Below are 25,060 nucleotides of genomic sequence, written 5' to 3'. Positions count from 1 at the left end.
CGGAGAGCGGGTGAGCCGTAAGGCCAATAGGTAGTTTCTAATGGAAGCTAAAAAGACATGCGCTATTCGTATGTCTTTTTTTGCTGCCATTACATGGGGGACGCATCGTTATGGTGCGTCTCTTTTTTATTTGGCAATAGATACTCAACCAAGGAGGAATGGTCATGGGACCATGATCAGCTGAAGCATGAAGCAGGAGGAAATTCAAATCTATTCAGGAGGTATGTAAAATGGGTGGCTACCGAAATAACAACTATCAGGATGGTGCTCCAAGGCGCCAGCTCGACGGCCCGCTGGCAGAACGCTTGATGAAACAAGCTTTGGAAGAACGTCAACGTGCCATTGAGCACATTGAGGACGTGTACAAAACCGTCCCGGATCAATATCACAAGCACATCCGTCTTTTAAGCCAAAAGCAAAAACTCTACGACGCGGAGTTCGAGCTCACCAATGAACAGCGATCAAAGGGGCTTCAGTCCTATAAGGGCAAAACCTTCGTGGAAATCTTCCGCCCGTATTTCGACGTGGAAGGGAGAATCACGGAAATGATCGATGTTCATGAAAAGCATGGATCCGGCTACCGGCTGGATACTTATGCGGAGCAGATTGGCCCGTCCTGGGTAATCGAGTGTGTGTTTGAGGGGTTGAACAAAAAAGGTCAGCCGGTAAAAACACGCGATCGCGCTGTTATTGCTTTTGGAGGTAGTGGTGTTGATTCGACAAACCCGATCGAGAACGCAACGACAAGCGCGATCGGGCGTGCTCTGGCGCAGGCGGGATTTGGGATTGTTGGCTCGGGCTTGTCCACCGTCGAGGACATTGCCATTGCCTATACGCGTCAAAAGGCATTGGAAGCCATGAAAAATGGTTCGGTCGATCAAGATGATGCCGACAATGTGGGTGAAGGAGCTCAACGGTCTGTTGGCGGTCACCAAACCGGCCGAACGCGTTCGGACAATGAATCCCGCTCCGGTGGTCAGCAGCGGCAGGATGATCCTGCGAGGCTGAAGAATGATTTAGTAAGGCGTTTGATCGACATGACCAAGGGAATGAACCCGGCACAGTTGAAAAATAGGGTGTCGATGTGGTTGAAAATCACTTGGAACGGCAAATTTAACAGCCTTGAAGTCGGTCAACTGCGTTTGATCGAAGAACACTTGAAAGCGGAGAGACAAAAACAAGAAGCGTCGTGAAGTAAGGGGGCTGGGACATGAAGCTACGGAGGACTAGACACGAGGGATGGTACGAGATCATGTCCGCCTGTCCGATTTGTGGTCATAAAGGTTGGTGCGGCATCAACAAAGAAATGACGATCGTTCATTGCATGCGGGTGCCATCCGACCAGTACCGGGACACTACAATTGGGCGACAATATATTCATTATCTCGATCCTGACCGCGTGCCTAAAACAAAGGTTGAGATTGAAATCGTAAGATTGGTGGAAAAAAAGCCGGACTTTCATCTCAACCGTGTGTACCGTGCTTTGATGAAGGAGCTTGGATTATCCGAGTTCCACCTCGACCACTTACGAAATGAACGCCATATGAGTGAAGAGGCCATCCGTTTGCGGGAATATCGGACCATGCCTGATCGGGACCGATATCGGGTTGCCAAACGGGTTATCAGCCGCTTGAACGACCAGGATGATTTGTTGGGTGTCCCCGGCTTCTTTGTAGCAGAGGGCACCTACGGTCCTTATTGGACGATGGCGGGTGAATCGGGACTCATGATTCCGTTTCGTTCCATCCGGAACGAAATACTCGGTTGGCAAATTCGGGTGGATCATGTGCCTCTTGAGCTGTCGCTGAAAGGGCACATCAAGGGTGAAATTCTCGAAGAAGTGGACCCCGACGAAAGCGGCCGGCGGCGTGCGAAATGTTCGCTCAAAGTCCAGGACAAAAGGTTGGAGGTCATTCTGACCGAGAAGGATAAAAAAGAGTGCTACGCGAAAACGGGCCAGTTTATTTTCAGTGTAGAGCTCAAGCAAGCACAGCGTTATTGGTGGTGGAGCAGCTCGTCTAAACCGAACGGTTCTTCCATCGGAAGCCCGCTTCCGTACCATTTGGCTCTTCCGTATCCGTGTTTGAAATACTGGGAGGTCGGGGAAGATCCGAGTGCATTGATTGATTGCTCGGAAGTTTGGATCACCGAGGGCCCCATCAAAGCAGATATTGCGGCTGACAGAATGGTGAAGCCGTTTCTCGCGATTCCTGGTTCGGGCGCATTCCAATTGGCGCTTGAACCGCTTCTCGCATTGGGATGCCGGCACGTTGTGCTTGCTTATGACGCAGACGTCGTTACAACACCCGAAGTGCAGCGCTCATTAGAGCTGTGCGCACAGTTTTTTGCGGATAAGACGGATATGTCCCTCAGTCTTGCGATGTGGGACATATCGCAAGGGAAGGGGATCGACGATTTGCTCGCCAATGAGCTGGTCCCGCAGGTGTCGAAAATTCTCGATTAGAGAATTTTGAAATCGGAGGCAATAATTAAAAAAGTGGAGGAAGATGAAATATGTTGAACCGTGTCATATTGATCGGGCGCCTCACACGCGATCCCGAGTTGCGTTATACCCCGTCCGGAGTTGGCGTTTGTACGTTTACCTTGGCTGTCGACCGCCCCTTTACCAACCAACAAGGCGATCGCGAAGCGGATTTCATTCCCATCGTCGTTTGGCGTCAGCTCGCCGAAACGTGTGCGAATTATCTGCGAAAAGGCCGACTGGTTGCTGTTGAAGGGCGCATCCAGGTGCGTAGCTATACGCCGGAAGGTTCTGATCAACGACGGTACGTAACGGAAGTTGTCGCCGAAAACGTGCGATTCCTGGAGTCCGCGAATTCCGGTTCCGGCAATAATGGAAACGGTAATGGTGGACAAGGTGGCGGCGGAAACCAGGGAAGTGGCCGCGGCGGTCAAACCGGTGGTGGACGCAACCAACGTGGAGGACGCAGCGATGATCATCCTGGAGCTGGAGGGCATGACCCTGGTTACGATCCGTTCTGGGATGACGGCCGACCGATAAATATTTCGGATGACGACTTGCCGTTTTAAGGCTGATGCGTAAAGGGTAAGGAGCCCGGAGTGGGGGGGCTAATGCAGCTCCCACTCGCAAGGGACTTAGAGCAGTTATTATATCCTTTCTACGAGTGCTTCACGGATGAAGTTGAACGGGCGCTGAAAACATTCGATGTTGGAATGATGGGTGCTTGCGATGCGGTCCGTGAACGCTTGGAGGAAGAATGGAGGGGAGTAAATGAACTACATCGAAGTGTACTTCGAAAAAGTCAAAAAAGCCGACGAGCGCTATCCCGAATTGGACGACCGCTTCTGCGTCAAATGCGGATATGCTCTCGTCAAAGGATCGATCAACTACATCGAAGGTCTCCATATCGATGGCTGTCCGGATGAACAGTTGGGAAGCGAATGAGGCCTGACGCGCCATTCGGCGGAGAGCTACCATCGTACAATTGGTGCGAGTGGGAAAAAGCTTTGCTTCGGCAAAGCTTTTTCTTTTTCCATTGGTAAAGGCGGAAAGGCTTTTTCTTTCCGACCGGCGTGGGGGCTAAATGATGCAGCTCCCCACTCGCAAGGGGCTGCAAAAGGAGAAACATGCAGTGGCGGACATTCGGATTACAGAAAATACGTTTGCTGATTTTGGATTCAAAAAGAAGTTTTATGAAGTTACCGGTCTTCGAACATTGTATGTTGTGCCTGTCAAAGATTCGATTGATCCGTGGTCCAACTGGCATATCTGCGAGGAAAGGCCCAGATACAAGGCGGACTTCCTTTACGGATTAGACCTGACAATCGAAATTATCGAAGATCACGACAGTTATGCTGATGGCTATGCCTTGAACAAAGCGCTTGAACGTGCTTGTATTCTGAGCATAACTATCGATGGCGCCCAGGCTGCAGCCATTTGAATCACGCTGCATTAGAAGTTATCAAAGGAGGAAGTACGTATCATGAACTCTTTACTCGAATCCATTCGGCCTGAAAAACTGAAGGGTATTCAGCCGGGAGACAGCGTCGTATTTCGACTGGTCAACGGCCAGCAGTACAGCGGCATCATCGAGACCGTCTCGCAGAACCACGACGAATTTACCTTCGTTGGCCGGGGGGCGCATATCCATGCGATTGAAATCCATCGCGTGGAGAAACACGTCCCACTGGCGGTTGCGGACTAGCCGAAAGAGTGCTATCCTCCCCTACATGGAGGGGTATTTTACGCCCCCTCCATGCAAGGGGGCGGGAAGGGGTATTGGAATCATGGGGAAACGAATCGCGTTCATTATGGAATCGTCCACCCGGCAGCCTGAACCGATGAAGGCGTGCGATTTTTACCGCAGCCACAAAAGCCGGTGGATCAATTCTGTGGTGGAATACATGGAGGTTCGGGATTTTCCGAAGGAGGACATCTTTTTTCTCAGCTTTCATCGGCTGAGAATCATCGGTTACGAGGAAGTCGTCGCTCCATATCCGGTTAGCAGATGGCATCCGCGGAAGTCGCAATGCGAAGCGTTCGCTCGAAAAATTCTTGAGCATGTGCTGAAGTATCCGGAGATACCGTTTGTTGAACTTCACACCGGCCGTCCGATTGCGGATTCATTAAAACCCTTGTTTGATGAACATGGCGTTCCATATCGTGTATTTGGCGATGGGGTGCCTTTGGCGCAAAAGCCGTTGTGGTATGAGGGTTTGATTGAAGAAGAGCGGAATATCCGGCGGCTTAGAGACTTTCAGCATGAGCGCTGGTCGATTATTGCCGGCATACATCATCGGACGCCTCAGGAGGCCAGCCGCATTGTCGATGAAGTTGGACCCAAGGCTCATCAGTATGGAGTGGAGAGTACTATTGAGGGGTTGAAAGCGCAGCTGGGCGCATGGAGACAAGCCCTTAAAGATGCTCGTCGGGCTTGGAAAGAATTTGCGGAAAGTTTGCGTGAAGAAGACACCACGGGCGAATTGGAACAATTTCTGTCCCGAAAAGAGTCTCTCGACGCCTTGTTTACCGATCTGTCCAAATACGAAGAAGTCAAAAGAAAGTATGGCCGCACAATCGCGAAATTTACGTGCTACCTGATTAAGCAGAGTTACGTGCAGCAGAAAGAGAATCGCGTTGGCGAGGCGTTGCTGCGGCTGCAAATTGAACTGTTGAAGTAAGGTGATGTAAGAAATGCGATGCGCAGGTCGATGGAAAACTCTCTGATTTAAGGTGCGATGAAGGAGTGTCCGGACAAAAGAGAAAGGGTATCTTTTGGAGATTCCGGCGCTTTTGCGGTTCATTGTAGCCCCCTTCATGCTGAGCCTCCAACTGGAGAAGAGTAGCACTCATTCAGCCCTTTTCAGTATGAATGAGAGGACAACAAAGAGTCCTGCCTTTTTCCGGATTCCTAAAAAATTCGGAAAAAGGAGAGTTTTCCAATGGGAGCTTTATTGAACGATGCGCGGACGGCATCGGTTTTGCGGTGGTTTGGCGGGAAACACATTTTGGCCAAGGACATCATTCCGTTGTTTCCAGAACACCATTGCTACTGCGAGCCGTTTTCCGGCGGCGCCCATGTCATGATGGCGAAAGTGCCAAGTCGTGTCGAAGTCTTCAACGACATAGACACCAATTTGGTGAATTTTTTGATGGTTCTGAGGGAACGACGCGACGAGCTGATCGATGCTTTGGGTTCGCTCCCGACAAGTCGGTACCTGTTTGGGATGTGGCAATCCAGCCCGCTTCCTGACGATCCTTTCGAAAGGGCGGTTCGTTGGTTCTACATCCTCCGTCAAAAGATCATCCCCCATAACAACCAAAAAAGCGGATGGCGGGCCGGGAAAATCAAAAACACAGCTGTCGATTATCAGAATGCGGTCCAAAAACTGTACGCTTTTGAACAACGTTTTCGGAGAGTGATGATCGAATGCTTGGACTTCCGCGAAGTTATTCGCCGGTACGACTCACCTGAAACCCTGTTCTATGTTGATCCGCCCTATGTGGGAAGAGAACATTTCTACAAAGGCGGTTTTAGCCGGCAGGATCATATCGACCTGGCGAGACTTCTCAACAAGGTTAAGGGAAAAGTTCTGGTGACTTACTATGCGGATCCGCTCATTTTCGAACTGTACAGAGATTGGCACGTTCATCAGGTTGATTCCTACATCGGTACGGTTTGCAAAGTGGGCGAGGCCAAGAAAGAGGGTACCGAATATATCTTCATGAATTACGAACCATCGAGCGTGTAATGAAGATCATGCCTGGCATGGAGGGGGATTTCATTTCCCTCCATGAAGAATGGGCGAACAGGAGGAAATGGGCATGCATTATTGTTTGAAGGACAAACAAACCGGGGAAATTCTCGATGTCCGAAATGGTATCGAGGCTACGCTTCAAGCTCTTGGGCAGTTTCCGGACCAGGAACGTATTTTCGTCCGTCCCATTATGCTCCGAGCGGATTACATGAAGCTCTCCACGGATTATCGTGGTGAGAAAAATGGCGATCCCTATGTGCTGTATTGTGACCGGAAAGAACGCCTGTGTCATTTGGAGAAAAAGGCACAACTATCGATTGCGCAATTTGGTGGCACATAATCGGTTGGATGTGCTGGAGATAGGGGAGTAATGTATATGTTTAAGCCCGGTGACATCGTTCGGCACAAAAAAGACAAAAAACTTGTCTACGGACAAGTCACGAAAATATCCAAAAGCGGAAAGACGGTGGATGTACTATGGAAAAGCGATGACAATCCGCAATTAACCAACAATCACTGGTGGAGTTACCGCATCGATCTGCTTGAAAAAGTCGAGAACTGATTGATTAGAACTGCTGCTGAAAGAAGCGGGTCCGAAAGGTCCCGCTTCTTTTCATTGATATTTCCGTTTAATCCACCTACGCTGGTATCTCGCCTGCATCTTCTTATTTGTCTAATTGTAAGCGTCAAACCTTTCCCACCTTCAATGCCCCACAACATTCATGCGAAAATAAAGGCAATCTACGAAAGCAGGAGGTTGCCTTATGACTTCCCGGGAACAACGCCGTCAATTGTGGGCCGCGCGCATTGCGGACTTTCGCGCCAGCGGCCTGACCATGTCCGCCTGGTGCGCCGCCAATCATTGCACCATCGATCAACTAAAGTACTGGCTCTACAAGGCGAAAAACTTGCCGTCTTCCCCTTCTTCGGCTTCCCCCACCCGCTGGGTGCCGCTGATGGTTGCCGATCCGCATCCGCAATCTGACGCTCCGCCCTCGCTGGTGGTTTGCATCGGAAAAGCGCGGATCGAACTCCAGACCGGTTTCGACCCCGGACTCCTTCGCGACGTCGTTCGGGCGTTGGGGGAAGCATCATGCTAACGCTATCCGGAGTTCAGCGCGTTTATCTGGCCTCCGGGTCGACCGACCTGCGCAAGTCCATCGACTCGCTGGCCGCGCTCGTGCAGGAAAGTTTCGGCTTGGATCCGTTCTCGCCGTGCCTGTTTGTGTTTTGCAACCGCGAGCGCAACAAGCTCAAGATCTTGTACTGGGAACACAACGGGTTCTGGCTGTTTTACCGTCGTCTCGAACGCGGCACATTTCAATGGCCTTCCGGAAGCGAAGGAACGTTCGCCGTCTCCACCCGCCAGCTCCGCTGGTTGCTCGACGGACTCGAGCTGAGCCAGCGGCAGGCGCACTCCAAAGTCACGGCTGAGGCGGTGATTTAACCGTCAACGTTCACCGTTTCGCCACATCCTGCGGAAGGCGTCAAAAGCTGGCTTGTCGAAATGTTAACGCATGGAAACACGAGCGGCTACCATCGAAAATTACGAAGCCAAAATTGAAAAGCTGGAGCAGCAAGTGGCCGAACTTGCGGCCAAGCTCAAATGGTACGAAGAGCAGTTTCGCCTGGCGCAGAAGAAGCGTTTTGGCGCCTCAAGCGAGAAGACGCATCCGGATCAGTTGGCACTCGACCTGTTCAACGAAGCGGAAGTGCTCGCCACGCCCGAAGGCGAGGAACCGCTGACGGAGAAGATCACGTACGAGCGCCGCAAGCAAACCGGCAAACGCGAAGCCAAGCTGGATCATCTGCCGGTGAAGACGGTAACGTATGAGCTTGGCGAAGACGAGCGGGTCTGTTCGTGCTGTGGAGGTGCGCTTCACGAGATGAGCACGGAGACGCGTAACGAAATCGAGATCATCCCGGCACAGGCGAAATGGGTGTAACATGTACGGAAAGTGTATGCTTGCCGCCGCTGCGAGCGCGAAGAGATCCGCACGCCGATCGTGACCGCTCCGATGCCGAAACCCGTCTATCCGGGCAGCCTCGCTTCTGCTTCCAGTATGGCGTATGTGATGACGCAGAAGTACGTGGACAGCCAGCCGCTGTACCGACAGGAGCAGCAGTTGGCTCGTTTGGGGCTTTGGATCTCGCGGCAGACGCTGGCGAACTGGATGATCTACGGTGCGAACCGGTGGCTGTCGCCGCTGATGGAACGCATGCGTGAGCATTTGCTCAGGCAGGACATTCTGCATGCAGACGAGACGACGCTTCAGGTGCTGCGCGATCCGGGCAAGTCGGCCGAGACGCCGTCGTATCTGTGGCTGTATCGGACCGGGCGAACAGGCCCTCCGATCGTCCTGTACGACTATCAGCCGACGCGGAACGGGGTGCATCCGCGAGCGTTTCTTGCGGGATTCAAGGGCTACCTGCATGTCGACGGATATTCCGGCTACCACAAGGTGCAGGGTGTCACGCTCGTCGGGTGCTGGGCGCATGCGCGCCGCAAGTTCGACGAGGCGCTGAAGGTGTTGCCTGCCTCGCAAAACAAAACCGAGACAGCGGCTCAGCAAGGTTTGCACTTCTGCAACCAGCTTTTTGCGATTGAGCGAGAGCTGAAGGACGCGTCGCCGGAAGAACGGCATACCGTCCGAATGGAGCGAAGCAAGCCCATTTTGGAGGCTTATTGGGCATGGCTTCAAAAGCAACGATCCCGTACGCTGCCGAAAAGCCTGCTGGGACAGGCAATCACGTACAGCCTGAACCAGTGGGAGAAGCTGACGGCCTTCCTGAAGGACGGGAGACTGGAGCTCGACAACAATCGCAGCGAAAGGTCGATCAAGCCGTTCGTGATCGGACGCAAGAACTGGCTGTTCGCCAACACCCCCCGCGGAGCAAAGGCCAGCGCGACGATCTACAGCGTGATCGAAACGGCAAAAGAGAACGGGTTGAATCCGTTCCAGTACCTAAAGTACCTGTTCGAGCAGCTTCCGCAGCTAGCGGATCCGAAAGATCCGGAAGCGTTGGATCAATTGCTGCCCTGGTCGTCGTCATTGCCGCTGACTTGCCGGATGTCCTGACCATAAACCAGTTTATCCAAGCCCTCATTTGATGGACAGGTGGGGGCTATTTGACGCTTACGCTGTATTTGGATATTGACGGAATCACCACTTATGGCCCAGTGGAACTTTTGGAGAGTTGGGGAAAGTGGAGCGGGGAGAAGCATCAGAAATGCCTTCCACCTCGTTATGTGTAAAGAGTTCCGCCGGCAGAGGCAATAGGCAGGCGGCAAACGCCAAGCCCTCGCTTAAAATTGGCGAGGGTTTCTTATTTTTGAGGGGTATTGATGTGAGATGGGCGATACTGCTATAATATAGCCATTACCATTACTTTTTTATTTTCTCCGCTGAAATAATTCAGCTGGAGAAGGGGTACGTCCGAATCTCGGACAAAAAATATTCAGGCGCGAAATTGCCACGGAGATTATGAAGAACATGCCACAGGTATGTTCTTTTTTAATTTTCCGTGGCTTTTTTTTGTGCCCAAAAAGAGGGAGGAAATCGGAAGATGGAAGTCATGGAGAAAGAACGAGTCGTGACAGAAGTGGCGGATGGAATTTCGTTTTCGGTCGAACACGAGGTTATCATGAACGCTTTGCTCTTGTGCGAGAAAGTGGTGCCGAGACAGAGCACAATTCCCATCTTGCAGTGTGTTAAGTTCGACCTTAAAGGCGATACCCTTTTCGTCACCGCGATGGACACGACGCAATCCGTTCTGCAAATGCTGAAAGTCGTGAATCAGAACAAGATGGACGGAAGTTACTTATTCCCGGCCAGGGAAGGGATCAAACTCGTTAAGAGGATGCCGCACGGCAGCCTGTCTTTTACCCAAAAGGGCTCGTCGGTTTGCATCTCTTACGGGGAGCGGGGATCGGCAAATCTCAAAACGCTCGATCCGGAGGAATTTCCACAGCTTCCAAGGCTTGCGACGTCGGAATTTATTTCTGTTCCGATTGATGTGCTGCGGAAAGGGGCGTTATCGGCTAGGTTCGCATCCACAAACGAGACAACCCCGATTCTGTGTGGAGTGAATGTGTACAACGCCGGCGGGAAACTCGCTTTCGTGGCTACGGACCGTCACCGGATTTACAGGTACATTTCAAACGTTGCTATCGAAAATGAAGAGAATTTTCGCGGCGGCGTCATTGACGCACAGCACTTTAAGGGAGTCGTGGATGCGCTCCAAGCTGATAAAGTCGATCTTTGCATCAATGACACGCACCTGGTCCTGCGGGAGAAGAACATCGTCTATTTTGGACGATTGCTCGATGGAACGTATCCGAATATCGAGCACATCTTCGGGGTAAAAACCGATTTTGCCATTCAAATTCCCCGCGGTGCGCTGGACGAATGCCTGAACCGGATGCTTTCACTTGAAACCGAAAATAACCGGGTGACGTTGGAGGCGAGTGGCGACGGCGAGTTGGTCGTTCATTCGCATTCTGAAACAGGCGAAGTCAGCGAAATGATACCCGGGTCGAAAATGAGCAGCGGGTTGCCGGCGGTCAAGTTCAACGGCCGTTACCTTCGGGAAGCGCTGCTCGTAGGCGATCGGGAAGTCAAGACGGTCACGCTACGTATCAGCGGGCCGATCACGCCCGGATTTGTGGAGTATGACGGAGATACTTCAGTAACATCAGTTATCAATCCAGTAAGGTAATAGAAAAAGACGGGGGCGCATCGCTCTGTTGGTTTCGCGCCCTCGAACATGGTAATCGGAGGTAGAGACATGGCACAAGCTCCCAACACGGCAGCTGAACAAGATAGCGACGTCATTGAAGTCGAACTGACATACTCGAAGGAGCAACTTTCGAAATTGATCGAAGTGTTGCCTGGGAATCATCCGTTGGTCATAGACCTGCGGCGGCAATTGGAACGTGCTTATGACAGCGTAAATAATGTGCGTGAAAAGCGCATTAGTTCCGCTGCCAAGCTTACATACCTCGCAGAGAAATTGAAAGTTTCCAGCGTCGAGCAGCTCCTCTCCAAAGCGCTTTCCCTCTTGAATATGGGGCTGCAGCTGGAAGAGCGGGGCTATGAAGTCGTAGCTGTGAAACACAACTTTTTCTCGAAGGAGGTAATCAAATTTCGGATAAGGGGGTAATACAAATGAGAGTTGACGAAACCAAGATCCAAGTCGTTGACGTTGAAGAACAACTTTCGAATCGGAAGGGCGATGCGAAAACGAATGAGCCGGTTACGATCGTTGACCAGACCAAAGAACGTTCTTTGCTCGTCAAAGCTCTCGTCTTTTTGGTGGTTTTCGTTGTTACCGTGTTCACGCTCATCTTTGCTTTCCAACTGCTGAAAGAAGGCAGTGTCGATAAAACACTCGAAGTCTTCAAAGCGTTGGCAGCAATCGCGTCGCCGATCGCCACTTTGGTTCTCGGTTACTACTTCGGTCGTCAATCGAGCCAGAAGTGACGATATCAAATACGGAATGCGAAGGAGGAAGCCCAGTCAGACGGGCGTAACGTATGAAGATAATCGAAGGGAAAAAGGTTCGTTTTTTGGGAGAAGATTGCACGGTCGAAATCGGCACATACCAGGTAGGAGGCGGGCCGGCGATCCAGCTTTATTGTGAAGATGGGTCGCCGATGGCTACTGCTACTATTAACGTTCCGTCTTTGGAGTTGCCTGAAAACTACGTCGTAGTCAAGGACCAAGACGAGAACGAGGGTATGATGGAGGCTTTGGTTGAAGCGGGTATCGTTCGCCCAACCGGCCTCCGCGTCGTCGTGGGATATTACTCGGCGCCCGTCGCCGAATTGCTGGTAGCCGGCTGATGCCGACCGTGTAAAAAAAACAAGGTCTGCCTCTTCGTAGGTGGACCTTGTTTTTCTATTTCTTGGGTACTATTTGGTACTCAATAAGCTCCCGATCGCCGAGCGGTCCTGGCTTTGTAAAAGCGCCAACCGTATACCCTCGGTCTTCCAGCTGGATTGCTTGATACAGAAGGCTTAATGCTTTCGAAAACAATTCCTCGTTTGTCTCCAGCTTTAAACGTTGCTTCATCCACTCTATTTTTTCCGCGATTTCCGGATTCTGAAGTTGTTGCTCATGAAATTGCGCAGACATATCCGACCTCCGTTCCAGATTTTTGATGTTATCTTTATTATAATTCCTGATCTTGTTTTCTCCAAACGATTTCAAAAATCTGTGCCGCTCTGTGTCGTAAGGCGGGCCTGTTCAAAACATAAGTGATCATGGTATAATATCCCTAATACGATTCACATTTCTTTTCTTTGCCAGACGTTGATCAGGCAGAGAGTGGGGCCCGCAAGGGAATAGGTAATAGCTTGGACGAAGAAGACGATCTATGCCATAGGTCTGTCTTTTTTTTTGTTTAAGCGATAATTGTGGAAGTAAGAGCTACGCATATGCGTGGCTCTTTTTTTATTTCACAAAGGAGGGTAATAGAAAGATGGCAGATCAAATGAAGGGCATGTTCGACCGGATCATGCGCAACAAGGTACGAATGGGGAATTTTGAAACGACGGAGCGGGATATGCTTTGCATCCGAAGTCTCCTGCAGTTCCCGGAGAGCCCATTTTCCGTTGCTGACTTCTGTGCCGGCAGCGGACGCGCTTTGGAAGTGCTGACCCAGGGGTCGGCCGCGGTGACGTTCGGCATTGAACCGAATGAGGAGAAGTATTTGGAGCTCCGCAATAGGATTCATAATGCGCTTTTTGGCGGATACGAAGAGTGCCGCATCAGTCGCGACTATTTCCGGTTGATGTACCTGAATCCGCCCTACGATGATGATTCCGAAACGGAAGACTCCAAGGTGGAACGAAAGGAAAAGCGGTTTTTGCGGCATTTGCTGCAGTATGTTGCTGCAGACGGGATTCTCGTCTACAACATACCGCGGCGTCGGATGACCAAGGATATCGTGAATATTCTCGTGGCTAACTTGGATGACATACGGGTGTATCAGTCGCACGACGATACGTTCGGACAGGTTTATACCATTGGCCGCAAGCGATCCGTGAAATTCATCGACCGGAACGTGGTACAACGGATATTGACGCTGATGGAGGAAGGAAGTGAACTGGAACGCCTCCCCATGATGGAGGCTCCTGTTTATCGAGTTCTTCCTGGAAACGTCACGCCGAAGTATTTCCGTTCGAGTCATATGGACCCGGATCTGGTTCGCGAAGTATCCAAAAATTCCACGCTCACCAAAAAAGGTATGGAATGGTCAACTCCGAGAAAGCCGGCGCAAAAGTTGCAACCGCTCCTTCCGGATAAGGAGATGCACCGCGTGCTTCGTATGGCTTCGGGGCGTCTCAACGGTAAAGTTGGAAGCGGGGACAACCTTCATGTTCTGAAGGGGATTGTGAAGAAGGACATCGTCAAGGATGTGGAAGAAAGTCCGAACGAGACGGTTATCACCGAGCGTGAAGTGTTCAAAATCACGTTCAAATTGGTGGACCGTTACGGTAACATCCGGACGATCCAGGGTTAGTACGAAAGAGACAGGGGGACATACGAATGAGATTCATGGAGTTCAAACACAAAGACATTTACGTGAAGGTGCATACGCCCCTTATTGTCACGCGGGATGATCCCGAATCGAAATCAAAATACCTGGTCTATGCCAAAGTCATTGACATCGATTCGCGTGTTCAGGCGGTTTTTGCGCAATTCCACCATGCCAAAAAGACCGAAGACGTGACTTTTTGTTTGCGGTATGCGCCCCGTATCGGCGAGAAGAACTACGATCGATCGTCCTTTTACGTCAAGCCGACAGGCAAGTACAAGCATCTGTCCCAACGTGAAGATGAAACGTTCGTCACTGGTATAGTGGCCAGCGAAAAAGTGCTGTCACGCCAAGATAACGGATATTGCATTTTCGCTTGGGATGGCAACATCCATGAAAAGCTCTTCTGGGCCATCGATGCCTACTACGAAACGCCGATGCTTCCGGAGTGGATTCCATACTTGTTTGATCGCCTTGTGAAAGACGAGTTTCTGGTTCCGCTTACCGTGCATGATTTTGTTGGCGATTACTCAAACCTGGTGGCCTATGAATTGCTGGTCGGTGAAGACGTTTTGGACGGGTACGTGTCGTATGGACTTAGAACCGGTGCGCTGCGGCTTGAAGAAGATCACGTAAGGGAGGCCATATAATTGCTTGCTACAACGGAAATAGGGAATTTAGGTCAACCAGGAGTAGCTCTTTTGGAACCCGGCGATGATGCCAATCCAAAAACGCTTGCCGATATTGAAACGATCGGCGATTACTTGAGCGTTTTTGGCGCGGACTTAATTCGCAGATTGGATGCCGAGTATGTGCCGGTCCATCACCCGGGCCGAGACGAGCCGCTTGATGTGTTGAAAGAAATCAAGCGGCCGTTGTTCAACGCGCAATCGCACGTAGCGACAGCGTTGTTCAAAGGTTTCCAGAGGCATAACCGGCTGTTCCTCATCGGCGAAATGGGGACGGGCAAGACGTCGATCTCAATCAGCGTATTTTTTGCAATGATTCGCGAATTGCTGGGGGGTAAAGGCCGTGTCATATACATGGTCCCTAACCACCTCATCAAGAAGACGAAGCGGGAGGTTGGACTTCTGCTGGACAAGCGGATCTTCGAATGCACATTTATCGAAGATTACGTTGACGTCGTTCGTCTTCGTGACAGCGGGAAATTCGAATCCAAGCCGACCAAGATTGAGGTCTACATTATCGCCCGTGACACCTGCAAGCTTGGGTACATTTATGAGCCGGTGGCGAAATGGGTCAATCGATCCTACGTGAAGCGGGTTCAAAAAGAGAATGGCGAGGTTCAGGAGTTCAAGCGTACCGTTTTCAAAGGTTGGAAATGTCCTTGCTGCGGCGGACTTCTCATGAAAGAGAAGGAAGACAGCATGGTGCCGATGGAGTGGGAGGACTTTTTCAATAAGCAGGGCAAGCCGACCCGCAGAAAAAGTAATCTCTTTTGTTCGAATCGGATTCGGCTGTACAAAAATGCCGATCCTGAAAAAGACGAATACCGCATTTGCGGCACTCCGTTATGGCAGGCAAAGAACCGGGATAAAAGCAGTCTGACCGGTGAAAGACGCCAAACGTCTGGTAATGCCCCGCGCAAGGTTGCGCCGGCTGACCTGTTTAAGCGTTGGTTCAAGCGCAAATTCGACTTGGCGATCGGAGACGAATGTCACGAGTTGACCGGCGGCAGCGCTCAAGCGCATGCGTTTCATATTTTGATGGGTTGCGCCAAATACACGCTCGCGATGACCGGGACCTTGATGAACGGATACGCGAGCAACCTCTTTGAACTCATCTTCCGCATGCACCCGCGTCGGATGAAGGAAAACGGATTTAACTGGGGCGACGTCGGTAAGTGGGTAGATTTGTACGGTGTTCGTGAAAAGGTAACGAAAATTCGCGAAGATGGCGAGCTGAACAGTTCCAGCAACGGTTCTTCGAAACGGAGCACCGTTAAGGAAATGCCCGCCGCGGCACCGCAACTGTTTACCGACATGCTCAGTGATATCGCTTGCTTTATCCAGATGTCGGATATGTTTGAAGTGCTGCCGGAACTGCAGGAAGGCCCGATGAACGTGCCGCTCGAAGGAGAGAGAAAATTCGTAAGCTGCTCCACGAGGATTGTGCGAAAACCCGGACAGAAGAAGAGGAAGCTGCCAAAGCACGCGAGATTGCTTGCGCCTGAATGGTACCTTCGTCGAAATCTTACGGCCGTGGAAAACCTTCTTCGTGAAGCAGTGAACGAAGAGCTGGCCAGCGGGGGACAATCGGTGCTCCTTGGCAGCTTGCTGAACACGTTGCTCTCCTATCCTGACGTTCCGTTCAACTTCGACGGGGTTTACCATCCCGACACCGGGGATTGCATTGTTCCTCCGAAGTATCGGTTGAGTGAACGCTTGTTGTACCCCAAAGAGCTCCAGCTGATCAGGTTTGTCAAGTCGCAATTAAAGGTCGGACGGAGGGTCGCTGTTTATGCCACCTACACCGGAAAGATGGGTACCTTGCAACGGTTATCTATGCTGCTGGAGGAGCGGGGCATAAAAACGGCGATTTTGGAATCGCACGTCGAGGGTCCTGAAAGGGAAGAGTGGATACAGGAGAGGGTGAAAGAAGGGGTTCAAGTTTTGCTTACGAATCCCATTCTGGTCAGCACGGGATTGGACCTACTGTTCTTTCCCTCCATCTACTTTTACCAAACAGGGTACCGGCTTTCGATTGTGCGTCAGGCTTCCAGGCGCCATTGGAGGATCGGGCAGAAAAATAAGTGCTTGACCGTTTACAGCGCCTACAAGAATACCATGCAGGAGCTTGCCATTAACCTCATGGCAATGAAGATGAGCGCCGCATTGGCGCTGGAAGGGCAGTTTAGCCAAGATGGTTTGGCGGCTTTGACTGAAGGTTCCGGTGGAAGCCTGGCGACTGAGCTTGCCAAACGTTTCGTGGGCAATAAAATTGAAGGCGTTGAGAGTGCAGAGTCTATTTGGGGCCGGATGACGATCGACGCTACTCAATTTATTGCACCGGTTCAGGATCCGGATGTATCGAATGCAGAGGAACAGCCGGATGTACTGGACGTCTGGGACGAGTTGCAGGCGGCTTCGGAGAAATCTTCGGGTCAGACGTATTATGGCGACACGGTACAGACTGCGTTGCTGGCCTGGGCGAGAGAAGTCATCCCTGCGGATTTGTGTCCGCGATTCATGCAACAGATTGCATATGCGGAGCAAAATGTGCTGAATGGGGTCGAAGGACTGACGGTATCCAAATCATCCTTGTTCGGCGAATACGAATTGCATTGGGATGCTTCCGCGGTTCCCAGTGATTCGGCTAATTTCCGCAGATGGGTGTACGCTTTGACCAACAAGCCGGTGGATAAGGCTGTATCGACGCAAATGGAAGTGAAGTTGGACCTGATCGTCGAAACCAAATCGGCCAGGAAGAAGACCAAAAAAGTCTACAATGTTTCCGAAGGTCAGATTGCGTTCAACTTCTAAATTCTGCATTCGATTGGGGCGGTGCAAGCTGCCCCTTTCGATTTTTTTTGATGGCTATATATAATCAAATGGGAGGGTTGTACATGCAGACAGTGGTTTCTCCGCGTCCGGATCCGGGGAAGAGGAAGTTCCCGTTGTGGAAGGTCTGGGCATGTTACATTACCGCATTGTTGTTTACCGGGCTCATTTTGGCCACCATCATTGGCGCAGTTAGTTCGCTTCTTCCGGATTCCTGGAAGGGCACCATTAGCGCTTGGAGTCTATTGGAATATACGGGCCTTGCATTCTTGATTGTATACTTTACAAGAATGATCGGGGATATTTGGCGGTCTCGTAGCGAGGATCTCAAGCTCGGGTTTACTGACTTGCCCAATCCTTTCTACGATGAAAATTTCGTCAAGGCTCCCCATCGTCTTCAGAAGGAAATCAGGGCCCTCCAGGATGAACTTGAACAAGCCCGAAAAGAAGGCGAACGAACGGCTGCTTATTTGAGGGCGGTTAATCAGCGTGCCGAGTTTTATGAGAGAAAAATGGAGGAGATGAACAAAAAGCTAACCGTGTTTACTCGGCACCATGAAAATGCCCGGCGCCTTCTCGGGTCTGCTGCATACTTGCTTTACATTGGTGAGGAATGGCGCTCCGAAATGTTAAACAATATATTGTCCGAATGCTTGACGTGCTTGGAAAAAGACCACAGCGACAAGTCTGCTGCACTCTTTAAGGTTTATGGCGAAGAGCTGCGCATCGAGCACTACATTAGACTTTCTGCCCGATCTGCTCGAAGCGTTCGCCTAAAAAAAGGGGAGGGCTTCGCCGGCAAGGTATGGGAAGCGGGTGAGGCGCAGTACATTCCGGATATTCAATCAGCAAATGAATACTTCGGTGCCATTAAACCGAGTGATGACTACCGATCAATCGTCGGTATTCCGATTCGTGCAAACGGGGAAGTGCTTGGCGTTTTGTGCGTTCAGTCAGAAGTCGTTGATGGGTTCACCAAGCAAGATTTACGGACGTTGCGGTTTTACGCCCACGCTTGCTCGCTCATTTTTGTGTATGATATACTGAAAGCAAAGATGAGTGCGGAAGGGGTTGATCGGGAATGAAGCTGACCAAAACTGGATGGGAGGACATCGATGCTCTCTTTTCGGAAGTCGAGCGAGTGCATAACGAACTGGAAGTGATCCGTGAAGAGTGCAAAGATATTCTTTATCCTTCCGGAAAGAAAAAACCCGACAATCCGGATGTTGAGAAACTGCTGGTTCGGAGCGCATAAAGAAATAAGGTGCGGGATTTATCCCGTGCCTTTATTTTTTTTGTTTCAATTGAACTGTCAGAACGTATTTTTTCAAAATGATTTTGTGAAATTGAAATTCCGTTATATGATAAATATCAAACAAGAAATCATTGAAGGGTGAAATCATATGGGCAAAAAAATTTATCCAACTTGCCGGATTTGCGACAAACTGAATGCTGAAATGACACATTGCGCGATCTTTGGCCCACTCGATCCAAATGATATTGACAACACCGCCATTGGTGCTGCTTGTGCGAAATCCGGCGATTTTGTTCGTTTTATTCATGCTGTTCCGAACGAATACAACTTTGGTAAAACTTTGGACGGCAGGCCGAAAGATGAGGCAGCTGAAAGCGAGCTGCTGATCTACGATGCGAACGATGAAAAGAAAGGTTTTGAAATTAAGCACGGTATGACTCTCGAAGAGTGGGCCAGAATTACGTTCGGTAAAAAGTCCGATTGAAACCGGAAGAGCATAATTCGCGACAAGATGTGTTCAGTTATCAATATATTACTTTATTGATATATTGATCGATTTAGTCCTACTGTGTGATAAGGATTAGAGAAGAGCCGTTAAAAAACGCGGACTGTGTGCCTGCCCGCATGTACCCGATTTAAGAATAACAGGTAAAAATTTCGAGTCCATTATGGAGAGGAGGAATCGCGTGCATATAAAGCGAATTGAGTTACTTGGTTTTCGATCGTATCCTGATCGGACAGAAATCAGTTGTGAGCGGGGCGTGCAGGTATTGCATGATAACGAAACCTTTGATTTATTCACGGCAATCCGCTATGCCCTTATGGAAAGTCGATTGCGCGTGCTCAACTGCCGCAGGCTGGAAGACCTGATCTTTGCTGGCGACGGCAAACGGCGCGCTATGAATATCTCCGAAGTCAGTTTGGAATTCGACAATGCCGATAGAACTTTTCCTTTGGATTGGCATTCCGTCGAGATCCAACGCCGGTATTTCAGGATAGGTGAAAGCGAATTTTTTCTAAATCGTGTACCGTGCCGACTAAAAGATATCAGTGAATTGTTGCAAGATGTTCTGAACGTGGAGAGCGCCGCGGTGTGGGGGAATTATGAACGGTTGATGTTTGTCGATCTTTCCCCAGAATCGCGTCGTCGTTTATGGGATATTACAGCCGGCCATCTTGTAAACCGCAAACGGACGGCGGAGTTTAGTTCGAAGCAGCAGAAAACGCAGCGGAATTTGGACCGGGTTAACGTTATTGTTTCAGAGTTATCCCAACAAATGGAGCAACTGAAAAATGGGGCGGATCCGGAAAACAACCAGACCAGGATTGAAGAACAGCTCAACTTCTTGAAAGGACAACAATGCACTCTAAGTAATGAGTTGGAAAAATGGAGTCGGGAAATTCAGAGATTAAAGGAGACCTTAGTTTCCGGATTTGATGCTGACTTTCCGCGGCTGTGCCGCGCATTTGCATTTGAAATGCTGCGTTGGACCGGTTCGACAGCTTCGCTCGTGTTGACGCATCCGGACGATCCGGATGTTAGTGGCATTGCTATCGAGGGGCTTCCAAGACAAATGACCGAGGTGGACCGGGTGGCAGTGGGCTGGGCGTTTTGGACGGCGTGTATGAAGGTGCTTGAACTACCGGTTTCGATACTACAAGTTGACCCGGAGCAGGACAAGCCTCACTGGAAACTGCTCACGGATGTCCTAACGGAATTGAAACCTTCAATGCAGTTGCTTGTTTGTATGAATCGAGGATAGAGGGGCATTTCATGGGACAGTATTTTCTCGGCTATTGTATGGACGAATATGGTCGATATCCTGGAAAAAGGGTTTATCCCGTTTTTTGAGCGCTGCCGGTCCGAACAGCTAGAGGGAATTGTACTGAAACGAAGGGACAGCCGGTACCATCCCGGTATGCGCCGGGCGGAATGGCAGCGGGTCGTTAATTATATGCGGGATGAAGTGGTTGTGACCGGATTTTCAAAAAAAGACGCTGCCTGGTCGATAGGCCAAGAGCGCGGCGGCCAAATTGTCCCGGTGGGTTTGCTTGAACATGGCCTAACCGAACCGATCCGAAAGGCGGTTTTTCCGATACTGCGCCAAACGGTAATCCGCGAAACAAAGGACTTTGCGTTTGTCCGGCCGCTCGTTCGTTTGAGCGTTCGGTTTCGCCATTGGACAAAAGCCGGCAAGATGCGGCTCCCTGTACTGGAACGGGTAATTGTATAATCATTATACGTGTTTTCACACTTTCATCATTATGGCCAAGGCGCCGCGTGTCTAATCGGCGGCGCCTTGAGTTTCTCTTACATTAACGATTTCCTCTTTAACTCTTTCAAACGTTCCTCGATGGGCGGGGTGTTTGGGAGATTCCAAACTATTTTGGTTTCGGGGAGTTTGGCCAACAGCTCTTGAAGTCTTTCGACGCCGGTTTTCGGCTCTTGCCCGTCCAGGATGTAGTCGCGGAGCGACCGTTTTTCCATCAGGAGGCGATTTAAGTAGTTGCTCCTGAAAAAGTCCGATCGTGAACATCACCTCATCCCCATCCTTTTTCAGGACTGCCCATTTACCTTATTCTTCCTTATTTTGCTGCCTTCGCGAGCATTTTGGCCGCTCTGTCCAGGTTGTGGGTCAGGATTCCGAACCCGACCCAGCTTTTTGAGCCGACAAGGCCCCGGTACCTGCTGCGGCCTAAACCGTACTTTCGCTTGAGGAGGCTGATCCTGGCCTCTCCTGCTGCACGGTAGCGCTGCAAGTCTTTGAACCAAGGTTGGTTTTCATGTTCCGTTCTCGCCTGGCCTTTCTTGCCCTTTCGGGGTAAGCTGGCCCGTTTGACGCCGAGCGCCGTCACTGCCGATTCGTTTTTCTTGCTGGAAAAAACCGCGATCCGTCGCGACAGCTGTTGGGGCGACGCCGAATGTTTCGATGTGGGCTTTGACCGCCGGAATGAGCAGTTCATCGTCCGCCGGGTTGCCATTGTACACGGCATATCCGGTAATGAAGCCGCTCTCCGTTTCGTCAATCCGGACTTTATACCCGAACTCCGTTCCTTTGGCTAACTTGCCTTTCTTGATCGGCCGGGCTTCCGGATCGAAAAAGCTGACGATGCGATCCGGGATGACCCGCGTCCCCGATACGACTTGCTTGGCTTGGCGGATCAGTTGGCCGGTCAGCGTGATGGCTGTTTGAAGCCGCCCTTTGCTCTGTTGCGCCATCCGTTTGCCGGTCTCCCGTATTTTTGCGACAACCGCGTTTGCTTGCTCGACCACGGCTTCCGTCACTTCGATGACGCTTTCGGTGATCCGGTCGACTTCTTCCCAAGACTCCCGGCTGCGGCGGCGAAGTACCTTAGCGATGGACAGAATCTTCTCCTTGATCTCGGCGGTACGGTCTTCAAAGCCTTGCGCGGCATGGGAAGCGACTTGGCGGATCTTCCGCACCAGGTGGGTGATGACTTTGACGCCGTCCTGCAGCAAGGTTGCGTCTGTGGGGTGGTGAATGTCGGACTCCACGACCGTCGTATCGGTGCGCAATTTGCGATGCTTCAGCACCGCCTTTTCCTTCAGCTTGTGCAGGAGCGCTTCGTTCAACTGTTCGACGACTTCGTCGCCGTAGCGTTTGCGGGCGTAGATGAGCGTCGAAGGATCCGGCATCGGTTCATCGATCGCGATTCGGCAGAACAGGCGCCAAGTGATGCTGTCGCCGACTTCTTTGATCAAGGACTCGTATCCCAGGTTATACTTGCGTTTGAGCACCATGAGGCGCAAGTATTTCTCGATGGGGTAGGTGGGACGGCCCATCTTCGTCTTGGTTGGATGCTTTTCCATAAACGGCTGCAGGAAGCTTTCGTCGTCCAACAGTTCATCGATGATCGCCAATTCGGCAGGCAGTTTCCGTATTTCTTCTGGAAGAATCGTATCCCACAGGGTTAATTGTTCGTCGCGAAGTTTCAACAATTTTCTTCACCTCAAGGAAGGATTCCCAAGGGGCGATGTTGAACTATTAAGACAAAGGAATTCGCCTCTTGGGATAGGTTGTCTCGGCAACTTCCTATTTCCACATGGAGGAGATGAATTCCTTTTATTTTGCTTAAAACAGCCGACTTTTTCAGGGGAAACTAAGTAGTCGTTTTGGTGTGTCATTGACCATCAAACCTTTCTTTTCTGAGTACAGCTCATCGGGAGCTGCCTAATACATAGAATAAGTCGGTTTTTGGTCGCTTTAACGGACTACGCGCAAAATGGATCCTGCAGGGCAGGGGGGGCGGCACCGCCAGCGGGGTGGTGTGGCCGTCTACGTCATAGATCATCAAAATAAATCGTGAAATCAATATACGTGTTTGCACGCTTTTCCTCGCCCGCGCACCACACTTCCCGCCACTCTATTCCTTCTCCTTCTGTCCCGCTTCCCCTGCGTTTTTTCGTCCGGATGTCTGTCGCTCCCCAGTTCCGATCCCGCTCCGGCTGCGACTTCCCACTTCCTTATATTCGTTCTCCCGTTTTTCACGATTCTACTTTCTCCCTGGCTTTACTTCGACGCCTTCCCGTCCTTGCTCTTTGCTTCGGTCCCGCTCCGGACTGCTTCTTTTGGCGCGCATTGAGTTTCGTTTGTACTATTGACAACGTTTCTCCGATCTGGCACCCTTTTCCCCTTTTGACCCGGTTTTTGCGCGCAGCGCGCGCGGCGGCCCCCCCGGCGGCCGGAAACTGCAACTTGATCCGGATTTAGTTGCAGAGTTGTGGTCTGCGACGAGGTACGGATCAAGCAAAAGAATAGGTACGAATAAAGTAGCAGAGATAAAAATCTGCAACTAGATTCGAATCTAGGTACAGAAGACGTGACGAATAAGGGATAAAGGGGATAGATACGGAAAGTGCGCCGAAGTAGCATGGGAGCGCATCCGAAAAGCGTGCAAACACGTATATTGCTAAAAAGAATTTTGATAGCACGAATCATCTGTGATATAATGGAAGATGATAGAAAAGAGGGAGCGGGAGAGGGTGTATTCATCCTGCTGGAGCGGGTCGTTCGATCTCGGACTAGACGCCATTCGTTACGGAACTATTCATAACGCGAAGCGGACAATGGATGGAGCGCGATTATGAATCTTTGCCACTATGGGAGGATGACGTGATGCTTTACGAGGAAATCGAACAAGGCAAGGTGTACGAGTGTGTCGATGGGCGCTTCCGATACGTTCAAGAAATACCGCCTGCCGGCGCCTACAAGTCCCTGGCGGTGCTGCATTACCTCGAATCCTGTCCCGATCCACAACTCGGATTCATGGCTGGCAGGTACACCATGACGCGAGAAGAGTTTGCAAAGCAAGCCTTGAGAGTTCGGGATGATGTCAGGAGGCCCGAGATGCGATGATCGGTGAAGCAAGATCCCCAGCGCAGCGGAGCGGGAGCCGGCTGCTGACCCAACATCAAGCCGAAGATTTGCTGAAGTTATATCGAATTTACCGTTATTCGGCCGGCACGCTTGACGGAGGCCCCGAAGGGTTTCCGGTCCGCCTTCATACCGGTCGGAGTTTGGAGAAGAAAGGGCTCGTAACGTTGAGTGTCAAAACCGCGGAACGACAGCCTTTGCGATGGAACCTGACGGAAATGGGAAAACGCGTGGCGGCGTCTCTTTGGAATGCTGAGGATTTTCCCGATCCGCCGGCCGAGAAGATGTTTGATTATCCTCCGGCCATATATCACTGGACAGGAGAGTGGTCTTTGCAGACAAGCTCCGCACGTGTTGCTGCGAGAAATCGGATTCGTTTTTTGGTCCCTATTTACGTTAACGATAGCGGGCGGCGCCTGCTTGATATGGAACAGGCAATCCGTCTTGAATAAGCGGCAAGTAACCAACCTAGTGGCCGCTTCCTCATATCCACAGAAACGATCGGTCCGATGCACCTGGTGGTCGATTGGCACTCTTAGAGGAGGTTCAGGAATGAAGCGAACTGCCCTTGCAGAAAAAAACCGGCTTGCTGCAGAGCGCATGTATGCTGTTGAACGTGCGGTCGAGGAGCTTAAATTAATGTCTTCCACGGCTCCAAGTGTCGATAAGGTGGAAGAAATGAGCCGGTCTGTCAAGGAAGCCTTGGATTCTTTCATTGAAGCTTACAAGGATTTTCATAAGTCGTTCGTGCGGCGAAAACGCAAGGAGGGATTGAATCGTGGAGAATAAATTCGTCCCCGTTGACGTTACCGACCTCGATATCGCCTTTGGCGGCAGGGCGATGGAACTCCTCCCGGACGTGAAAGACATCCCCGAAGAATACTGGGATGACAACAACAAGTGGTGTCGGTTGATTAACCGACTGTTCTATGGGCCCGTTGAAGGGGTTGAAATCGCTTCGAGAGAAGGCATCGATGTTCACAAAGCCGGCCGGCATATTATGGCGATTCTTCGTTCCTTTGCCCCGGAACACGAGCACAAGATTGCGGGATGCGCATACTTGGCCAGCATGTTCTTTGAAGATGTTACTTTCGATAGTTGAGAGG

28 protein-coding genes and 2 pseudogenes are annotated in these 25,060 nt (G+C 50.9%); 28 read left to right on the top strand and 2 right to left on the bottom strand.

Going from position 1 to position 25,060, the window contains the following annotated elements; translation table 11 throughout:
* Window positions 1–230: 230 nt before the first annotated feature.
* The 16 genes and pseudogenes from THECO_RS20130 (at window position 231) to THECO_RS20050 (ending at window position 12,085) form a co-directional block, all read left to right on the top strand.
* Window positions 231–1,193: a hypothetical protein gene (locus THECO_RS20130; RefSeq protein WP_015256829.1), complete on the top strand. Its 963-nt coding sequence runs from the start codon at window positions 231–233 to the stop codon at window positions 1,191–1,193.
* A 17-nt stretch (window positions 1,194–1,210) separates the two neighbouring features.
* The gene (locus THECO_RS20125) at window positions 1,211–2,464 is read left to right on the top strand and encodes a toprim domain-containing protein (RefSeq protein WP_015256828.1); all 1,254 of its coding nucleotides are present in this window, start codon (window positions 1,211–1,213) and stop codon (window positions 2,462–2,464) included.
* 50 nt (window positions 2,465–2,514) lie between these two features.
* Complete coding sequence (locus THECO_RS21420; RefSeq protein ID WP_015256827.1) at window positions 2,515–3,051, top strand: single-stranded DNA-binding protein; 537 nt, start codon at window positions 2,515–2,517, stop codon at window positions 3,049–3,051.
* A gap of 202 nt (window positions 3,052–3,253) precedes the next feature.
* Complete coding sequence (locus THECO_RS21875; protein ID WP_015256826.1) at window positions 3,254–3,427, top strand: hypothetical protein; 174 nt, start codon at window positions 3,254–3,256, stop codon at window positions 3,425–3,427.
* Window positions 3,428–3,614: 187 nt separating this feature from the next.
* A complete protein-coding gene (locus tag THECO_RS20115; protein WP_157373773.1) occupies window positions 3,615–3,923 on the top strand; it encodes a hypothetical protein in 309 nt (102 codons plus the stop codon).
* 42 nt (window positions 3,924–3,965) lie between these two features.
* Window positions 3,966–4,187 (top strand): hypothetical protein, encoded by a 222-nt coding sequence (locus THECO_RS20110; RefSeq protein WP_015256824.1) that lies wholly within the window; start codon window positions 3,966–3,968, stop codon window positions 4,185–4,187.
* An 82-nt stretch (window positions 4,188–4,269) separates the two neighbouring features.
* Window positions 4,270–5,163: a hypothetical protein gene (locus THECO_RS20105; RefSeq protein WP_041854726.1), complete on the top strand. Its 894-nt coding sequence runs from the start codon at window positions 4,270–4,272 to the stop codon at window positions 5,161–5,163.
* A 261-nt stretch (window positions 5,164–5,424) separates the two neighbouring features.
* Window positions 5,425–6,234 (top strand): DNA adenine methylase, encoded by an 810-nt coding sequence (locus THECO_RS20095; RefSeq protein WP_015256822.1) that lies wholly within the window; start codon window positions 5,425–5,427, stop codon window positions 6,232–6,234.
* 73 nt (window positions 6,235–6,307) lie between these two features.
* Window positions 6,308–6,580: a hypothetical protein gene (locus THECO_RS20090; protein WP_015256820.1), complete on the top strand. Its 273-nt coding sequence runs from the start codon at window positions 6,308–6,310 to the stop codon at window positions 6,578–6,580.
* Between the two features lie 424 nt (window positions 6,581–7,004).
* Window positions 7,005–7,340 (top strand): IS66 family insertion sequence element accessory protein TnpA, encoded by a 336-nt coding sequence (tnpA, locus tag THECO_RS20080; RefSeq protein ID WP_015256818.1) that lies wholly within the window; start codon window positions 7,005–7,007, stop codon window positions 7,338–7,340.
* Window positions 7,334–7,687 (top strand): IS66 family insertion sequence element accessory protein TnpB, encoded by a 354-nt coding sequence (gene tnpB, locus THECO_RS20075; protein WP_015256817.1) that lies wholly within the window; start codon window positions 7,334–7,336, stop codon window positions 7,685–7,687. The genes tnpA and tnpB overlap by 7 nt, the downstream gene beginning before the upstream one ends.
* Before the next feature lie 70 nt (window positions 7,688–7,757).
* Window positions 7,758–9,320: pseudogene (gene tnpC, locus THECO_RS20070) on the top strand (IS66 family transposase).
* Window positions 9,321–9,807: 487 nt separating this feature from the next.
* Window positions 9,808–10,959 carry a DNA polymerase III subunit beta gene (dnaN, locus tag THECO_RS20065; RefSeq protein ID WP_015256816.1) on the top strand — a complete coding sequence of 384 codons (1,152 nt, stop codon included), beginning with the start codon at window positions 9,808–9,810 and terminating at the stop codon, window positions 10,957–10,959.
* Window positions 10,960–11,028: 69 nt separating this feature from the next.
* The gene (locus tag THECO_RS20060) at window positions 11,029–11,403 is read left to right on the top strand and encodes a hypothetical protein (RefSeq protein ID WP_015256815.1); all 375 of its coding nucleotides are present in this window, start codon (window positions 11,029–11,031) and stop codon (window positions 11,401–11,403) included.
* A 5-nt stretch (window positions 11,404–11,408) separates the two neighbouring features.
* Window positions 11,409–11,723 carry a hypothetical protein gene (locus THECO_RS20055; protein WP_015256814.1) on the top strand — a complete coding sequence of 105 codons (315 nt, stop codon included), beginning with the start codon at window positions 11,409–11,411 and terminating at the stop codon, window positions 11,721–11,723.
* A 53-nt stretch (window positions 11,724–11,776) separates the two neighbouring features.
* Complete coding sequence (locus tag THECO_RS20050) at window positions 11,777–12,085, top strand: hypothetical protein (RefSeq protein WP_041854722.1); 309 nt, start codon at window positions 11,777–11,779, stop codon at window positions 12,083–12,085.
* Window positions 12,086–12,140: 55 nt separating this feature from the next.
* On the opposite strand, the gene THECO_RS20045 is transcribed toward THECO_RS20050, so the two are convergent.
* Window positions 12,141–12,377, bottom strand: a complete 237-nt coding sequence (locus THECO_RS20045; RefSeq protein WP_015256812.1) for a hypothetical protein — start codon at window positions 12,375–12,377, stop codon at window positions 12,141–12,143.
* 346 nt (window positions 12,378–12,723) lie between these two features.
* Here THECO_RS20045 and THECO_RS20040 point away from each other — a divergent pair, with 346 nt between their 5' ends.
* The 8 genes from THECO_RS20040 (at window position 12,724) to THECO_RS20010 (ending at window position 20,792) form a co-directional block, all read left to right on the top strand.
* The gene (locus tag THECO_RS20040; RefSeq protein WP_015256811.1) at window positions 12,724–13,767 is read left to right on the top strand and encodes a DUF6094 domain-containing protein; all 1,044 of its coding nucleotides are present in this window, start codon (window positions 12,724–12,726) and stop codon (window positions 13,765–13,767) included.
* A gap of 26 nt (window positions 13,768–13,793) precedes the next feature.
* Window positions 13,794–14,432 (top strand): hypothetical protein, encoded by a 639-nt coding sequence (locus THECO_RS20035; RefSeq protein WP_015256810.1) that lies wholly within the window; start codon window positions 13,794–13,796, stop codon window positions 14,430–14,432.
* Complete coding sequence (locus THECO_RS20030; RefSeq protein WP_041854721.1) at window positions 14,433–17,285, top strand: DEAD/DEAH box helicase; 2,853 nt, start codon at window positions 14,433–14,435, stop codon at window positions 17,283–17,285. It begins immediately after the preceding gene.
* A gap of 83 nt (window positions 17,286–17,368) precedes the next feature.
* On the top strand, window positions 17,369–18,388 hold the full coding sequence (locus THECO_RS20825) for a GAF domain-containing protein (protein ID WP_015256808.1): 1,020 nt from the start codon (window positions 17,369–17,371) through the stop codon (window positions 18,386–18,388).
* Window positions 18,385–18,558 carry a hypothetical protein gene (locus THECO_RS21870; protein WP_015256807.1) on the top strand — a complete coding sequence of 58 codons (174 nt, stop codon included), beginning with the start codon at window positions 18,385–18,387 and terminating at the stop codon, window positions 18,556–18,558. The genes THECO_RS20825 and THECO_RS21870 overlap by 4 nt, the downstream gene beginning before the upstream one ends.
* Window positions 18,559–18,706: 148 nt before the next feature.
* Entirely contained in the window at window positions 18,707–19,042 is a 336-nt protein-coding gene (locus tag THECO_RS20020) for a hypothetical protein (RefSeq protein ID WP_015256806.1), read from the top strand.
* Between the two features lie 202 nt (window positions 19,043–19,244).
* Window positions 19,245–20,321 (top strand): coiled-coil domain-containing protein, encoded by a 1,077-nt coding sequence (locus THECO_RS20015; RefSeq protein ID WP_015256805.1) that lies wholly within the window; start codon window positions 19,245–19,247, stop codon window positions 20,319–20,321.
* A gap of 48 nt (window positions 20,322–20,369) precedes the next feature.
* Window positions 20,370–20,792, top strand: a complete 423-nt coding sequence (locus THECO_RS20010; RefSeq protein ID WP_041854720.1) for a hypothetical protein — start codon at window positions 20,370–20,372, stop codon at window positions 20,790–20,792.
* Between the two features lie 352 nt (window positions 20,793–21,144).
* Here THECO_RS20010 and THECO_RS20005 read toward each other — a convergent pair.
* A pseudogene (locus THECO_RS20005) lies at window positions 21,145–22,519 on the bottom strand (ISNCY-like element ISTco5 family transposase).
* Between the two features lie 1,132 nt (window positions 22,520–23,651).
* On the opposite strand from THECO_RS20005, the gene THECO_RS20000 reads away from it, so the two are divergent.
* The 4 genes from THECO_RS20000 to THECO_RS19985 all read left to right on the top strand — a co-directional run bounded on the left by THECO_RS20000 (window position 23,652) and on the right by THECO_RS19985 (window position 25,056).
* Window positions 23,652–23,936 (top strand): hypothetical protein, encoded by a 285-nt coding sequence (locus tag THECO_RS20000; protein WP_157373772.1) that lies wholly within the window; start codon window positions 23,652–23,654, stop codon window positions 23,934–23,936.
* Window positions 23,933–24,406: a hypothetical protein gene (locus tag THECO_RS19995; RefSeq protein ID WP_015256802.1), complete on the top strand. Its 474-nt coding sequence runs from the start codon at window positions 23,933–23,935 to the stop codon at window positions 24,404–24,406. The genes THECO_RS20000 and THECO_RS19995 overlap by 4 nt, the downstream gene beginning before the upstream one ends.
* Before the next feature lie 100 nt (window positions 24,407–24,506).
* The gene (locus THECO_RS19990; RefSeq protein ID WP_015256801.1) at window positions 24,507–24,743 is read left to right on the top strand and encodes a hypothetical protein; all 237 of its coding nucleotides are present in this window, start codon (window positions 24,507–24,509) and stop codon (window positions 24,741–24,743) included.
* The gene (locus THECO_RS19985) at window positions 24,733–25,056 is read left to right on the top strand and encodes a hypothetical protein (protein ID WP_015256800.1); all 324 of its coding nucleotides are present in this window, start codon (window positions 24,733–24,735) and stop codon (window positions 25,054–25,056) included. The genes THECO_RS19990 and THECO_RS19985 overlap by 11 nt, the downstream gene beginning before the upstream one ends.
* The last annotated feature ends 4 nt before the right edge of the window (window positions 25,057–25,060 follow it).

The sequence above is a fragment of the Thermobacillus composti KWC4 genome (assembly GCF_000227705.2).
GTDB classification, from domain to species: Bacteria; Bacillota; Bacilli; order Paenibacillales; family Paenibacillaceae; genus Thermobacillus; species Thermobacillus xylanilyticus.
This window is presented reverse-complemented; position numbering and strand designations above follow the sequence as displayed.